This is a genomic window from Achromobacter sp. (assembly GCF_057314935.1).
Map to the genome: position 1 here is coordinate 4,252 of NZ_DBHKZA010000096.1, position 15,307 is coordinate 19,558.

Annotated in this window: 14 protein-coding genes; 12 read left to right on the forward strand and 2 right to left on the reverse strand. The window is 67.0% G+C overall.

Annotated elements, in window-relative coordinates:
• The 3 genes from denD to otnK all read left to right on the forward strand — a co-directional run.
• A partial coding sequence (denD, locus tag ACO6D5_RS25865) for a D-erythronate dehydrogenase (protein WP_485826972.1) occupies nucleotides 1–705 on the forward strand: 705 nt, incomplete at its 5' end.
• Complete coding sequence (ltnD, locus tag ACO6D5_RS25870) at nucleotides 702–1,610, forward strand: L-threonate dehydrogenase (protein ID WP_315527082.1); 909 nt, start codon at nucleotides 702–704, stop codon at nucleotides 1,608–1,610. The genes denD and ltnD, both read left to right, overlap by 4 nt.
• On the forward strand, nucleotides 1,607–2,860 hold the full coding sequence (otnK, locus tag ACO6D5_RS25875; protein ID WP_485826973.1) for a 3-oxo-tetronate kinase: 1,254 nt from the start codon (nucleotides 1,607–1,609) through the stop codon (nucleotides 2,858–2,860). Before ltnD ends, otnK begins: the two co-directional genes overlap by 4 nt.
• 38 nt (nucleotides 2,861–2,898) lie before the next feature.
• Here otnK and ACO6D5_RS25880 read toward each other — a convergent pair whose 3' ends face one another.
• Both ACO6D5_RS25880 and ACO6D5_RS25885 read right to left on the reverse strand, forming a co-directional pair.
• Nucleotides 2,899–3,606 carry a GntR family transcriptional regulator gene (locus tag ACO6D5_RS25880; protein WP_315527078.1) on the reverse strand — a complete coding sequence of 236 codons (708 nt, stop codon included), beginning with the start codon at nucleotides 3,604–3,606 and terminating at the stop codon, nucleotides 2,899–2,901.
• Nucleotides 3,607–3,724: 118 nt separating this feature from the next.
• Nucleotides 3,725–4,621: a LysR substrate-binding domain-containing protein gene (locus ACO6D5_RS25885; RefSeq protein ID WP_485826974.1), complete on the reverse strand. Its 897-nt coding sequence runs from the start codon at nucleotides 4,619–4,621 to the stop codon at nucleotides 3,725–3,727.
• Between the two features lie 180 nt (nucleotides 4,622–4,801).
• On the opposite strand from ACO6D5_RS25885, the gene ACO6D5_RS25890 reads away from it, so the two are divergent.
• The 9 genes from ACO6D5_RS25890 to ACO6D5_RS25930 all read left to right on the forward strand — a co-directional run.
• Nucleotides 4,802–6,133, forward strand: coding sequence for an MFS transporter (locus ACO6D5_RS25890; protein WP_485826975.1), 1,332 nt, complete (start codon nucleotides 4,802–4,804; stop codon nucleotides 6,131–6,133).
• Nucleotides 6,130–7,227, forward strand: coding sequence for a M14 family metallopeptidase (locus ACO6D5_RS25895; RefSeq protein ID WP_485826976.1), 1,098 nt, complete (start codon nucleotides 6,130–6,132; stop codon nucleotides 7,225–7,227). Before ACO6D5_RS25890 ends, ACO6D5_RS25895 begins: the two co-directional genes overlap by 4 nt.
• Before the next feature lie 256 nt (nucleotides 7,228–7,483).
• Nucleotides 7,484–8,356: an ABC transporter permease gene (locus tag ACO6D5_RS25900; protein ID WP_485826977.1), complete on the forward strand. Its 873-nt coding sequence runs from the start codon at nucleotides 7,484–7,486 to the stop codon at nucleotides 8,354–8,356.
• Between the two features lie 3 nt (nucleotides 8,357–8,359).
• Nucleotides 8,360–9,406: an ABC transporter ATP-binding protein gene (locus ACO6D5_RS25905; RefSeq protein ID WP_485826978.1), complete on the forward strand. Its 1,047-nt coding sequence runs from the start codon at nucleotides 8,360–8,362 to the stop codon at nucleotides 9,404–9,406.
• Nucleotides 9,407–9,414: 8 nt separating this feature from the next.
• Nucleotides 9,415–10,296 carry an ABC transporter permease subunit gene (locus ACO6D5_RS25910; protein ID WP_315527067.1) on the forward strand — a complete coding sequence of 294 codons (882 nt, stop codon included), beginning with the start codon at nucleotides 9,415–9,417 and terminating at the stop codon, nucleotides 10,294–10,296.
• A gap of 26 nt (nucleotides 10,297–10,322) precedes the next feature.
• A complete protein-coding gene (locus ACO6D5_RS25915) occupies nucleotides 10,323–11,570 on the forward strand; it encodes a metal-dependent hydrolase family protein (protein WP_485826979.1) in 1,248 nt (415 codons plus the stop codon).
• A 5-nt stretch (nucleotides 11,571–11,575) separates the two neighbouring features.
• On the forward strand, nucleotides 11,576–13,234 hold the full coding sequence (locus ACO6D5_RS25920; protein ID WP_485826980.1) for an amidohydrolase family protein: 1,659 nt from the start codon (nucleotides 11,576–11,578) through the stop codon (nucleotides 13,232–13,234).
• 1 nt (nucleotide 13,235) lies between these two features.
• Nucleotides 13,236–14,213, forward strand: a complete 978-nt coding sequence (locus ACO6D5_RS25925) for a CobW family GTP-binding protein (RefSeq protein WP_485826981.1) — start codon at nucleotides 13,236–13,238, stop codon at nucleotides 14,211–14,213.
• 93 nt (nucleotides 14,214–14,306) lie between these two features.
• The coding region (locus tag ACO6D5_RS25930; RefSeq protein ID WP_485826982.1) for an ABC transporter substrate-binding protein at nucleotides 14,307–15,307 on the forward strand (1,001 nt) is incomplete at its 3' end.

Consider the following 15,307-nt stretch of genomic DNA (forward strand, 5'->3'; position numbering starts at 1 on the left):
GCGGAGGCGGATTTCGATCTGGGCATGCGCATCAACCTGGACGCGTCCCGCGCCTTGCTGGAAACGTGCCGCGCGCTGGGCCACCAGCCACGGGTGATCTTCACCAGCTCGGTGGCCGTGTACGGCGGCGCGTTGCCCGAGACCGTGCGCGACGACACGGCGCTGAATCCGCAATCGTCTTACGGCACGCAGAAGGCCATCGCCGAACTGCTGCTGGCGGACTACACGCGCCGCGGCTTCGTCGACGGCCGCGTGCTGCGCCTGCCCACCATCAGCGTGCGCCCGGGCCGCCCCAACGCCGCGGCGTCTTCGTTCGCCAGCGGCATCATCCGCGAACCCTTGAACGGCGAAGCGGCCGTCTGCCCGGTTGGCGCCGATACGCGCTTGTGGCTGCTGTCGCCGCGCGGCGCGATCCAGGCGCTGATCGCCGGTTGCGAATTGCAGGCCGATGCCGTGGCCGACCGCGCGCCGATCAACTTGCCCGGCGTGTCGGTCACGGTAGCCGACATGGCGCAGGCGCTGCGCGAGGTGGCGGGCGACGAGGTCGCCGACCGCATCACGTGGCAAGCCGATGAACGCGTCGAGCGCATTGTCGGCAGCTGGCCCGGCCGGTGGGACACCACGCGCGCGACCCGCCTGGGCTTGAAAGGCGACAACAACTTTGCGGACATCATCCGCGCCTACCTGGCCGACGACCTGACATGACCCTTGCGCAACCTTCTTCACGCCGCGTCGGCGTCATCGGCCTGGGCGCCATGGGCGCGGGCATCGCGCAAAGCCTGCGCCGCGCCGGCCATGACGTGCACGTCTACGACATCCGCGCCGATGCCGCCGCGGCCTTTGCCGCGCAAGGCGGCGTAGCCTGCGCCACGCTGGCCGACATGGCCGCCGCCTGCGACATCGTCATCAGCGTCGTCGTCAACGCCCAGCAGACCGAAGCCGTGCTGTATGGCGAAGGCGGCATCGCCGCCGCCTTGCGCGCCGGCGCCGTGTTTGTGATGTGCTCTACCGTCGACCCCAGCTGGTCCATCGCGCTGGAAGCGCGGCTGGCCGAGCAGGGCGTCCTGTACCTGGACGCGCCGATTTCCGGTGGCGCAGCCAAGGCCGCTGCCGGCCAGATGACGATGATGACCGCCGGGCGTGCGGCCGCCTACGAGGCCTGCGGCGCGGTGCTGGAATCGATGGCCGGCAAGGTTTATCGCCTGGGCGACCGCGCCGGCGCGGGCAGCAAGGTCAAGATCATCAACCAGTTGCTGGCCGGCGTGCACATCGCGGCCGCCGCCGAGGCGATGGCGCTGGGCCTGCGTGAAGGCGTCGACGCGGACGCCCTGTACGAGGTCATCACGCACAGCGCGGGCAACAGCTGGATGTTCGAGAACCGCATGGCGCATGTGCTGGCGGGCGACTACACGCCGCTGTCCGCCGTGGACATCTTCGTCAAGGACCTGGGGCTGGTGCTGGATACCGCCCGGCACACCAAATTCCCGCTGCCGCTGGCATCGACCGCGCATCAGATGTTCATGCAGGCGTCCACCGCCGGGCATGGCCGCGAGGACGACAGCGCGGTCATCAAGATCTTCCCGGGCATTACTTTGCCGGAGGCGAAATGAGCATCAAACTGGGCTGTATCGCCGACGATTTCACGGGTGCGACCGACCTGGCCAACAACCTGGTGCGGGCCGGCATGCGCACGGTGCAGACCATCGGCATTCCGGGCGCGCCGTTGCGCGATGACGCGGACGCCGTGGTCGTGGCGCTGAAGACCCGCACGCTGCCGGCGATGGAAGCCGTGGCGCAGTCGCTCGCCGCGCTGCAATGGCTGCAGCAGCAAGGCGCCGAGCAGATCTACTTCAAGTACTGCTCCACTTTCGACAGCACGCCGCAGGGCAACATCGGCCCCGTCACCGATGCGTTGATGGCGCAACTGGGCACAGCCTTCACCATCGCCACGCCGGCGTTTCCCGACAACAAGCGCACGGTCTTCAAGGGCTATCTGTTTGCGGGCGATGTGCTGCTGAACGAATCGGGCATGCAGCATCATCCGCTCACGCCGATGACGGACCCGAATCTCGTCCGTGTGCTGTCGGCGCAGACGTCGCGCAAGGTCGGTTTGATCGACTACAGCGTGGTGGCGGCAGGCAGCGAGGCGATCCGTGCGCGCATCCAGGCCTTGCAGGCCGAGGGCGTCGAGATCGCCATCGTGGACGCGGTGTCCAACAACGATCTGCTGGCCCTGGGGCCGGCGCTTCGCGGCATGCCGCTGGTCACGGCGGGTTCCGGCGTGGCGATCGGCCTGCCGGGCAACTGGGGCCTGACGCCGGCCAGCGCCGCCAACCAGACGCGCGCGGCGGGCTTGCAGGCGGTAGTGGCGGGAAGCTGCTCCACCGCAACCAACGGGCAGGTGGCCGCGTTCATCGAAAGCGGCCGTCCGGCCTATGCGCTGGATCCCATTCGGATCGCGGCGGGCGAGGACGTGGTCACGCAAGTGCTGGCCTGGGCCGAACCCCGTATGCAGGACGGCCCTGTGCTGGTCTATTCCACCGCGCAGCCGGACGCGGTCAAGCAAGCGCAGGGCGCGTTGGGCGCGGCGCGCGCGGGCGCCATGATCGAAGACGCCATCGCGCGCATCGCGGTCGGCCTGGTCGAATGCGGCGTGCGGCAGCTGATCGTGGCGGGTGGCGAGACGTCGGGCGCCGTGGTGCAGGCGCTGGGGCTGGAACAGATCGCCATCGGCGAACAGATCGACCCGGGCGTGCCCTGGTGCGCGGGCTACACGCCGGTTGCGGCAGGCGACGTCAGCATCGCGCTGAAGTCGGGCAACTTCGGCACGCCGGACTTTTTCATCAAGGCGTTCGGGTAGTTTCCGGACCGGCGGGGCGAGGGGAACAGGCGACGGGCCTAGCGGTGCGCCTGGCTCAGCCGCTTGGCCGCATTCACCATGTGGATGCGCGCCGCCTCGCGGGCGCCTTCCACGTCCTGGTTGCGGATGGCTTCGACGATGGCGATGTGTTCCTGCATCACGTCGCGCATCAGGTTGGCGTGGCGGGCTTCGTTGCCGCGCGTCACGCGCGTGGCGGCTTCCAGGAACTGGCTGACAAAGGCCAGGGTGGTCAGGAAGTACGGGTTGCCGGTGGCGCGCGCGATGCTGCGGTGGAACGCCACGTCTTCCTTCACGCCGTCGCCGCCGTCGGCGACCGCTTGCGAGATCGCGGCCAGCGCGCGGTCGATCTCCGTCATGTCGCGCTTCTTGCGCACCGCCGCGGCCTGGGCCGCGATTTCGGTTTCCAGCGCCCGGCGCAAATCCACGATGTGCAGCACGGCGTCCAGCGAGCTCAGTTCGGCGGCATCGATGCGCAGCGCCCGGTTGCCCGTCAGGCCGGTGACGAACACGCCGCTGCCTTGCCGCGCTTCCACGATGCCGTCCTGCCTCAAGCGCGACACCGCTTCTCGGATGACGGTGCGGCTGACGCCGAACTGTTCGGCCAGCATGGCTTCGGTGGGCAGCTTTTCACCGGGCAGCACGCGCCCCTCGTCGATTTCGGCGAGCAGGCGCTTGGCGACGGTGTCGGTCAGCGTGGGAGGGGAAGGAAGTCGTGGAAACGCCATGGATGTTGACCGCAGAGAGGAGGCGGCAGGCCGGTGTGGATGCCATCGGCTGGCCCGGCGCCAATGATAACCGGTTGCCTCAGGGCCGATGGGCGTTGCAAGGCGCTTTGTGCAGCCCCTAGGCCGCCGGCCGCGGGCGTGCTGCCATCAGGCAATCGACGAAGCATTGCGCTGCCGGCGTGGGCGGCGAGTCGGCCCGTGTCAGGATGGACACCCGGGCCGCAGGCAACTCGTGCGCCAGCGGCAACATGCGCAACGGCCGCGGCATCAGCTGATGGTCGAACAGCGCCCGCACGAAGATGCCCAGCGCGTCGCTTTCCGCCATGATGGCCAGCGCGATCGCGATGGACTGGCAAGGGATGATGTCGCGCGGCGGCGGCAGCCCGTGGGCGTCGAACGCCAGCCGCAGCAGGTTGGCGGGGGCCTGGATGTTGCCGGGCAGCAGCCACAGCGCGTCGTGCATGTCGGCCAGGCTGCGCGCGTGGCGCAACGGGTGCCCGATCCGCGCGCCCACCGCCATCGGCAACGTGAACAGGGTCTGGCGCGCGAAGCCGTCGTCAATGTTGCCGTCGTACTCCGTCTGCACCAGCAGGTCATAGCGGCCCGATTCCAATTGCTCGTGGCTGTACGGCGGCGCGACCTCGTTGAACGACACCGCCACGCGCGGCATCCGGGCGCGGAACGCCATCAGCGCGGCAGGCAGTGCCGTCAGCGCCGACGAACTGATGGCCAGATTCAGCGTGCCGCCTTCGCCGTCCCGCATCTGTCCGATCTCTTCCTGTGCCTTTCGCGCTTCCTGCAGGATCAGTACGGCGCGCTTGTACAGCGCCTCGCCATAGGTCGTCAGTTCGACGCCCCGGGCGCTGCGGCGCACCAATTCTGCGCCCACGCTTTGTTCCAGTTCGCGCAAGCTGCGCGTGGCCGCGGGCTGGGTGACGAACAAGGCGCGTGCCGCGGCGCGGATGCTGCGGTGGTCGGCGATCAGGACAAAGGCGCGTAATTGGCGCAGGTTCATGGGCGGGCGTCCGATATAGGAACCGTCTTAAGACGGATAGACATATAAGAAAAAGGTTTCACTGGAACAAAAATACTGTCTTTTCCTTATCGTGCGCCATCCGTATATTCATCCACGCGGGGCCGTCACAGCGTCCGGATTCACGGACCGGCGCCCCGTCACGGACATCAAGGGGAAAACATGTCTATCGCCATCGCCGCCGCTCCTGGCCGGCAGCCTCTGCATTCGTCGACGATGCGCCGGCGTGTGATCGCCGGCACCACCATCGGCAACGCGCTGGAGTTCTTCGACTTCACCGTCTTCACGTTCCTGATGTTGATCATCGGGCCGCTGTTCTTTCCGGCCGCCTCCAGTTACGGCCAGCTGTTGCTGACCACGGCCACCTTCGGCGTGGGCTTCCTGATGCGACCGGTAGGCGGCATGCTGATCGGTTCGTATGCCGACCGTCACGGCCGGCGCGCGGCCATGACGTTGACGTTATGGCTGATGGGTCTGGGCTGCGCGCTGATCGCGGCGGCGCCCACCTACGGCCAGATGGGCGTGATGGGGCCGGTGCTGATGGTGTTGGCGCGGTTGATCCAGGGCTTTGCCGCCGGCGGCGAGGTGGGCGCGTCGACCACCCTGCTGCTGGAGCACGCGCCGGCGGACAAGCGCGGCTTCTATTCCAGCTGGCAGTTCGGCAGCCAGTCGCTGGGGGTGATGCTGGGCGCGCTGACGGTGGCGCTGTTGACCGCCGCGCTCACCAAGGACCAGATGCAAGCGTGGGGCTGGCGCGTGCCTTTCGTGATCGGCATCCTGACGGTGCCGGTCGGGGCGTACATCCGCCGCAACCTGGAAGAGACGCTGGAGCCTGCGCAGGCGCCCGAAGCCGTGCGCGCCGCATCGGACCACAAGCCACTGCGCCTGGTATTCGCGCACCACAAGGCGCGGGTGGTCAAAGGCATCCTGCTGGTGATCGGCGGGATGGTGTGCGCGCAGATCATCGGCTTCTACATGCCGGCCTACGCCAGCAAGGAACTGGGCCTGCCGGCGTCGTCAGGGCTGTACGCCAGCGTCGTGCTGGGGGCCATCGGCTTCGCGATCGCGCCGTTTGTCGGCATGTTGGCCGACCGCTACGGGCGCAAGAGAATCATCTTCTGGTCGCGCGCGGCCACCATCTGCGCGCTGCTGCCGTGCTTCCAATGGCTGGTGTCCGCGCCCAGCACGGCACGGTTGATGACGGTGATCGCGTTGCTGGCGGTGTTGCTGGCGTTGCAGATGGCGCCCACCATTACGATGCTGCCCGAGCTGTTTCCGAAGGCCGTGCGCACGACAGGGATGTCGGTCGTGTATGGTCTGGGCATCTCGGTCTTCGGCGGTTTCGCGCAGTTCTTCGTGACCTGGCTGCTGCACGTCACCGGCAACCCCCTGGCGCCTGCCTGGTATTTGATGGTGACCGTGGCGCTATCCACCGTGGTGCTGTTCTGGATCCAGGACCGCACCGGCCATGCAATCGATAAGCAGGAGGCATGATGCCCAGCAGTACGAGCTACTTCCCCCGCAGCTATGCCGAATCGCGCGAGCGCTTCCTGTCCGACGCCGCGCGCCTGGGCGCGGATGTGCGGTCCTGGCCGATCGACGCCGTAGGCAGCGAGGGCGAGGCGCTGGCCACCGACACGGCGCTGATCGGCGCGCCTGACGCCCAGCGTCTGCTGATCATGACGTCCGCCACGCATGGAGTAGAAGGCTTTTGTGGCGCGGGCTGCCAGTTCGCGTTGATGGACGACGCGCCGATGCTTAAGCGCGCGCGGCAAGCGGGCGTGGCCGTGCTGCTGGTGCACGCGGTGAATCCCTACGGCTTTTCGTGGATCGCCCGCACCGACGAGGGTAACGTCGACCTGAACCGCAACGCCCAACCGTTCGGCGCCGCGCCGCTGCCCGTCAATCCGGGCTACGGCGACCTGCATCCGCTGCTGCTGCCCGAAGCGTGGCCGCCCTCGGAAGAGAACCAGCGGGACCTGGCCCGCTATGTGGCCGAACACGGGCAGGCCGCCTTCGCCCAGGCCGTGTCGCGCGGGCAGTACACCCATGCCGACGGGCTCTTCTACGGCGGCGCGGCGCCGGCGGCGTCGCTTGCCAACCTGCGGGGCATTCTTGAAACGCAGGCCCGGCGCTACGCGCACATCGGTTGGATCGACGTCCATACGGGCCTGGGTCCGCGCGGGCACGGCGAGAAGATCTATGCGGGCCGGCGCGATGAGGCGGAAGTGGCGCGCGCGCGGCAATGGTGGGGCCTGGATATCGCCGTGCCATTCCAAGGCACGTCGGCGTCGGTCGACATCACCGGCCATCTGGCCGGCCTGATTTATCAGGCTTGCCCCGAATCGTCGCCGACGCTGATGGCGCTGGAATACGGCACCGTGCCGTTTGACGACATCGTGCTCGCCCTGCGCGGCCGCAACTGGCTGCGGGCCAATCCGGACGCGCCACCCGCCTTGCGCCGCGACATCCTGCAAGCGACGCAGGACGCGTTCTATTGCCATGCCTACGACTGGCACGGCATGGTGTTGGGGCAAAGCCGCGTGGCGGTGCTGCAGGCATTGTGCGGGCTGCAAGCCTCGCGCTGACCGCCTGGTCCGCCGGGCCCGCAAGCCCGTCTTGATTTCTTGGGTTGCACCTGCTGCGGGCCTTCTGCCGCAGCGGGTTGCACCTGCGCGCAAGGCCGCGCCAGGGATTACCCGCAAGTGAGGCGCAGTGTTGGGTTATCCCTAGTTGAGCCTGGCAGCAACCCATCGATATGCTTGGGTTAACCGAGCGAACCGAAGAGTTCCAACCGGAGGAGTTTCAAACCGAGCCGGCACCTCGCTGACAAGGAACCAGGATTTGCATAGCGCGCCTCCTTTGAACTCGGCCGTCACGGCCGTCACGGCCGTCCGGGCCAAGCCCATTCGCGTGATCCCGTGGGCAACGTGGCTGCACCGCGTTTTCGTCGTCCTCATGTATGCGTTCATGCTCTGCCCCATCGTGCTGGTGGTCTGGCTGAGCTTCTTCAAGGACGCCATCCTCTACTTCCCCCCGTCTGGCTACACGCTGTCCTGGTACGTGAAGGCGTGGCAGAACCCCGCGTTCGCCAATGGCTTCCTGTTCAGCCTGCAAGTGTCGCTGGTGGCCGCCGCCATCGGCGTCGCGATGGGCGTGCTGGCCGCGGTGGCCATTGCCCGCTACCGCTTCCAGGGCAGCAAGGGCGTCAACACCTTGCTGCTGTCGCCGCTGCTGATTCCCGGCATTGTCGCGGGCGTCGGCATCTACTTGTTCTACCTGCGCGCCGAAGAACTGCTGGACCAGGACATCATCGGCACGTTCGGCGGCCTGGTCATCGCGCACGTGTGCCTGACGATTCCGTGGACGGTCCGTCTGGTCACGGCCGGCATGGCCGGACTGGATGGCTCCATCGAAGAGGCCGCGCGCAACCTGGGCGCCAGCGCCCTGGTGGCCTTCATGCGCGTGACGCTGCCGATGCTGCGCCCGTCCATCGTGGCGGCAGCGCTGTTCAGCTTCGTGGTGTCGTTCGAAAACCTGGAGCTGTCGCTGTCGCTGGTGGGGCCGGGCCGCACGACGCTGCCGATCGCCATCATGCAGTACCTGGAATTCAATCTGGACCCGACCATCGCTTCGGTGGCCTCGGTGCAAATCTTGCTGTTGGGGATCATCATGCTTGTGACCGACCGCTACGTGAAACTCAGTCAGGTGGTGTAAGAAATGGCGAAGGTCTCAATCGAGAATATCCGCAAGCAGTTCGGATCGGCGGTGGCGGTGTCGGACTTTTCACTCGATATCGCCGAGGGCGAACTGGTGACGTTCCTGGGCCCCAGCGGCTGCGGCAAGACCACCACGTTGCGCATGATCGCCGGCTTCATCACGCCGACTGCGGGGCGCATCCGCATCGGCGAGACCGACGTGACCCGGCTGCCGGTGCACAAGCGCGACACCGGCATGGTGTTCCAGCGCTATGCGCTGTTTCCGCACATGACGGTGGCCGAGAACGTGGCGTTCGGCCTGGAGATGCACAAGGTGCCCAAGGCCGACCGCGACGCCAAGATCCGCCGCGTGCTGGACATGGTGCGCATGACCGAACTGCGCGAGCGCTATCCGCGCCAGCTGTCCGGCGGCCAGCAGCAGCGCGTGGCGATCGCCCGCGCGCTTGCCATCGAACCCAAGGTGTTCCTGCTGGACGAGCCGTTGTCCAACCTGGACGCCAAGCTGCGCCTGGAAGTGCGCGAAGAGATCCGTTCCCTGCAGCAGCGCCTGGGCCTGACGACCGTGTTCGTCACGCACGACCAGGAAGAAGCGCTGGCGATCGCCGACCGCATGGCCATCATGCACGACGGCATCGTGCAGCAGGTGGGCGCGCCCGCGACCTTGTATGAGCGTCCGGCCAATCTTTTCGTGGCGGATTTCCTGGGAAAGATGAATGTGTTCACGGGCCACGGGCAGGCCGACCACCAGTTCCACACCGACACCGGCCAGCGCATCGCCACGCCGGGCGGGGCAGGCGCCACGCATGTGGGCGTGCGGCCCGAACGGGTGCGGCTGGCCGCCCAGCCCGACGGCGTAAACGCGCTGGCGGGGGTGGTGGAATCGTCGTTGTACCTGGGGTCGGTGCTGGAAGTGCGCGTGCAGCTTGAAGGCGGCAGCCGCATGATCAGCCAGATCGTCAACGGCGGCGCGGGCCGCGCCCAGCCGGCGCCAGGCGCGCGGGTCTACGCATGCTTCGAGCCCGAAGACTGCGTGGCCTTCACGCAATAGGAGCCGCCATGACGACCGCGAACCAAGACGGGCGGCCCAGCCGCTGGCTGGGGCCGGGGCTGGCTTTCCCGGCGTCCCTGGTGGTGCTGGTGATCATCCTGGTCCCCATCCTTCAGCTGGCGCGCTACAGCTTCAATCATTTCGATCCGGCGGACCTGATGCAGACCGCCTTCACCTTCGAGAACTACGCGAAGTTCTTCGGCGACCCCTACTACCGCGACATCTTCTTCACGACCTTGTGGGTGGCCGCGCTCTGCACCGTGCTGGCGCTGGTGCTGGGCTTTCCGGTGGCGTACTTCCTGGCGCGCACGCAAAGCCGGTACAAGAGCCTGTTCGTGATCCTGCTGGTGTTCCCGCTGATGGTGGGCAACGTGGTGCGGGCAGCGGGCTGGATGGTGGCGCTGGGCAACGCGGGCGTGGTGAACGCCGTGCTGCAGGGACTGGGGCTGATCGACAAGCCCCTGACCCTGATGTACACGCCCACCGCCGTCGTCATCGGCACCACCGCCGTGGTCATGCCGTATCTGATCCTGACCCTGCAAAGCGTGCTGGAAGGGATGGACCTGTCGGTGGAAGAAGCCGCGCGCAACGTGGGCGCCAGCTTCTTCACGACGTTTCGCCGCATTGTGCTGCCCATCGCCGCGCCCGGCGTGGCGGCGGGAACGATGCTGGTGTTCATCTTGTGCATGAACGCCTACGCCACGCCGGTGCTGCTGGGCGGCTCCGGCCTGACGATGATGGCGCCCGCGCTGTACGACCAGATCACGCGCGCGTCGAACTGGCCGTTCGGCGCGGCGCTGGCCGTCATCCTGGTGTGCGGCACGCTCGTCATCGCACTGGTCTCGAATTGGCTGATCCATCGACGCTACATCAAGACCATGGCGTCTTGACCCCGCATTTCCAACAAGGAACTTTCATGGCATCCGTATTGTTCAAGAACGCGAACCTGCTTGATCCCTTGCAGGCCGAGCTGCTGGAAGGCCATCATGTGCTGGTCGAGGACGGCGTCATCAAGGAAGTGTCGGACAAGCCCCTGTCCAGCGCGTCCGCGCAGGTGATCGACGCGGCGGGCCGCACGTTGATGCCGGGGCTGATCGACCTGCACGTGCACGTGCTGGCGACCCAACTGAACCTCAGCACGCAAGGCGTGCTGCCCGACGCGCTGGTCATGATGCGCGCGGTGCCCATCATGGCGGCGATGCTGCGCCGGGGCTTCACCACCGTGCGAGACGCGGGCGGCGCGGGATGGGGGCTGAAGTGCGCGGTGAACGAAGGCACGGTCAAGGGCCCGCGTCTGTTCATCTCGGGCCGCGCCATCAGCCAGACGGGGGGCCACGGCGACCCGCGTCCACGTTCCGACCATCTGCGTCCGATGAGCTTTTGCGGCTGCTGTTTCCGTGCCGGCGACATCGGCCGCGTGGCCGACGGCATCGACGACGTGCGAAAGGCCGTGCGCCAGGAACTGCAGATGGGCGCCGACCAGATCAAGATGATGGCCTCGGGCGGCGTGGCCTCGCCCACCGACCCCATCGCGTCCTTCGGTTATTCGGAGGAAGAGATCCGCGTCATCGTCGACGAGGCCGCCAGCCGCCAGACCTATGTGATGGCGCACTCGTACACCGCCGACGCCATCGAGCGGGCCATCCGCAACGGCGTGCGCACGATCGAACACGGCAACCTGGTCGACGAGCGCGTGGCGCGCTTCATGGCCGAGAAGGGCGCGTTCGTGGTGCCCACGCTTGTCACCTACGAGGCGCTGGCCAACGAAGGGGCCGACTACGGCTTGCCGCCGGATTCGGTCGCGAAGATCGCCACGGTGCGCACCGCGGGCCTGCATTCGCTGGAGATCTACAAGAAGGCGGGCGTGAAGATCGGCTACGGATCTGACCTGCTGGGTCCGTCGCAGCGCTTGCAGAGCGACGAATTCCGCATCCGCAACGAGGTCCTGTCCACGCAGGAAGTCATCCAGTGCGCCACCACCACCGCGGCGGAAGTGCTGAACCAGGTGGGGCAGCTGGGCCGCATCCAGCCCGGCGCCCTGGCGGACGTGCTGCTGGTGGACGGCAACCCGTACCGCGACTTGTCCTGCCTGCTGGGCCAGGGCGAGCATCTGGCCCTGATCATGAAGGGCGGGGTCATCGAACACAACGCACTGGGGGTGTAAGCGCCATGAGCGATCCCACGTTTTCGCAGTCGGAAGTCGGCGAGGAATCCCGCGACGTCAACGCCGCCAAGGGGTGGCATCCGCCGTCGGCGCCGGTCGCGCGCGACCGCGGCCTGGGCCCGTTCCCCAGGCTGATCCTGCGCGGGGCGACGATCATCGATGGTACCGGCGCGCCGCCCTGGGGGCCGGTGGACATCGTGATCGAGAACGACCGCATCACCGCGCTGGTCAATGTGGGCACGCCGCACAAGTCCATCGACCCCAAACGCCGGCCTGGCCCGGGCGACCATGAGATCGATTGCCACGGCAAGTTCGTCACGCCCGGTTTTGTGGATGCGCACGCGCACATCGGCACGCCCTATCATGCGATGAGCGGCATCGTGCCGCCTGCCGACTACATCTACAAATTGTGGCTGGCGCATGGCGTCACGACCGTGCGCGAAATGGGCGCGATGGGGGGCCTGGGCTGGACGATGGAGCAGCGCGAACTTTCCGCCGCCAACAAGATCGCCGCGCCGCGCATGGTGGTGCATTCCGTGTTCCCCGCCGTGAATGACCGCGTCAAGACCATCCACACGCCCGAGCAGGGCCGCGAATGGGTGCGCAAGCTGGCGGCGCGCGGCGCGGACGGCATCAAGTTCTTCGGCGCGCCGCCTGCCATCATGGAAGCGGCATTGGACGAAGCCGCGCAGCTGGGGCTGCGGTCCGGCTGCCATCACGCGCAGATGGCGGTCACGCGGGTGAACGCGCTGAAGTCCGCGCGGTGGGGCTTGACCAGTTCCGAACACTATTACGGTTTGCCGGAAGCGCTGTTCGAAGACCGCATCGTGCAGTCCTTTCCGACCGACTACAACTACAGCGACGAGTACTACCGCTTTGCCGTTGCCGGGCAGACCTTCATGCAGGCCGCGCAACCGGGCTCGGCCAAGTGGCGCCAGGTGATGGACCAGTTCCTGGAGCTGGGTCACACCTTCGTGCCCACGTTCAACATCTACGACGCCAACCGCGACCTGATGCGCGCGCGTCGCGCCGACTGGCACGACGACTACACCTGGAAGGCGGTATGGAAGTACTTCCAGCCGCAACGGGGCGGGCACGGCGCGTACTGGTACCGCTGGAGCACCACGAACGAAATCGAGTGGAAGCAGAACTACCGGCTGTGGATGCAGTTCATCAATGAATACAAGAACCTGGGCGGCCGCGTGTGCGCCGGCAGCGATTCGGGCTTCATCTTCCAGATCTACGGCTTCGGCTTCGTGCGCGAACTGGAGCTGCTGCAGGAAGCGGGGTTCCATCCCATCGAAGTGCTGCGCGCGGCCACGTCGCAAAGCGCGGCGCTGCTGGGCATCGATGACGACACCGGCTCCATCGACGTGCAAAAGCGCGCTGATCTGCTGATCCATGACCAGAATCCGCTGACGGACTTCAAACTGCTGTTCGGCACCGGCGCCATGCGCCTGAACGACGACACGGCCAAGGTGGAATGGAAGCGCTGCCTGCAGACCACCATCAAGTCGGGCGTGGTGTACGACACGGCCGAGCTGCTGGCCGACGTGCGAAAGATGGTCAAGGACAGCTGGGAGCAAGACCCGGACGGCGAACGCCCGCCCTTCGGCGGGTCGCCGGCGGGGTCGCCGTGCGACACGGCCGAAGAGGCCGACTGACATGGCCGTCGACCTCTTCCTGCTTTGTGGCTTCCTGGGCAGCGGCAAGACCACGCTGCTGGTGGACTATCTGCGTGATCCCGCGTCCCGCGACACCGGCGTGATCGTCAACGAGGCGGGCGAGGTCGGCGTGGATGGCGCCATCGTCGCCAATGACAGCGACAACGTGCCGATGACGCTGATGGCCAACGGCTGCGTGTGCTGCTCACTGCGCAGCGATCTGGTCTACACCTTGAGCGCGCTGCTGGACGCGCCGCGCCCCGACGGCGAAGGGCCCTTGCAGCGGGTGATCCTGGAGTGCAGCGGCTTGTCGCGGCCCGGTCCCATCATCGCCTCTCTGGCGGATCCTGAACTGGCCCGCCGCGGCCTGCGGCTGACGGTGGTCTGCACCGACGACTGCGCGCGCGACCCTGACGCACTGGCCGAGATGGACGAAGCCATGGCGCAGTTCGGCGCCGCGCACCGCATCGTGTTGACAAAGACGGACCTGCTGCCGGACGGCGTATTGGAAGCACGCGCCGTACGCGCCGCCGCCCTGAACCCTTTGGCGGCCGTCATTGCCGAGCCGGACCGCCGGCGCGCCGTCCAGGCCGCGTTTGCTCCGTCGCAAGGCGTGGCGGATCTGGCGGGGCTGGCCGCGCGGATGCTGACGGCGGGCGGGCAGGGCGTCGCGCATCCCCGCATCCGCGTCATGGCGGCGCGGGCCCACGCGGGCATCAGCTGGACAGATTTTTCGGAATGGCTGGACAACCTGGCCGGGCTTTGCGGCGAACGCCTGTTGCGGGTCAAGGCGGTGGTGCGCGTCAACGAATGCGCCGAACCCATCCTGATCCAGTCGGTGGGCACGACCTTCAGCGCGCCGCAACGCCTGACCCGGCAACCCGACGCGCCCGACGCCATCATCGTGATCGCGCGCGACATCGATGCGGGCGAGATCCGCGCATGCTCGCCGCAAGCGCCCGTGGACATGCTGGCCTGAAACGCTTTTCGTACCGGGGCGCGGGGCCGGGCACAGCCGGCCACGCGTCCGCACCGTAGCAAGTCGTCAGTTCCCCTTCGATACGAGGTCGTTATGCAAGAGAAAAACCTGACTCGCCGTGGCTTCATCAAGACCGCCTCCGGCTTGGCGCTCGCTCCCGCTTTGGGCTGGGTGCCGGGCATGGCGCACGCCGCCGAAAAAGAAATCGTCGTGGGGACCTGGGGCGGCGACTACCAGAACCTGCTGCAGCAGATCATCAACCCCATCGTCGACAAGCAAGGCGTGAAAGTCGTCTACGACACCGGCAACGCCGTGGGCCGCGTGACCAAGCTGCGCGCCGAAAAGAACTCGCGGCGCGGCAGCATGGACGTGGCGCTGCTGGGCGAAGTCGACATGTACGACGCCGAGCGCTCCGGCACGCTGGAACCGATCGACGCGAAGAAGTTGCCCAACCTGGCGCACGCGATCGGCGCGCTGAAGACGGCGTATTCGATTCCCCATATCTTCAGCGCGATGACGCTGGTCTACAACACCGAAAAATTCCCCACGCCGCCGGATTCGCTGGAAGTGCTGCTGGACCCCAAGTTGAAGGGGCAGGTGGGTTTTTCGGACATTCTGTACCTGTACAACGCGGTCTTCGTCGGGCTGGGCGCGGGCGGCGACACCAAGAGCTTCGACGGCGGCAAGCGCTTCTTGACCAAGCTCAAGGCCAACGCGCCGCGCATCTATCCGTCCAACGAGGCCGTCGCGTCCGCCTTCAAGTCCGGTGAAATCTCGATCGCTTGCATGTGGAAGGCGCGCGCGCTGCAATGGAAAGACAGCGGTTTGCCGTTGGGTTTCGTGATTCCCAAGGAAGGCTCGGTGCCGGTGTCGTTCGAGGCCGGCATCGCCAAGAACAGCCGCAACAAGGACGCTGCCTGGGAATATCTGAACGCGATGCTGGACCCGCAAGGCCAGATCGGCTTCGCCGAAAAAATGGGCTATGCGCCGACGGTGACCAACGCGTCGTTGCCGGAAAACTTAAAGCGCGTGGGCTTCTCGGATGCGGAAGTGAAGCTCTTGCACGCCTATGACCTGAAGCGCCTGACGGAAGG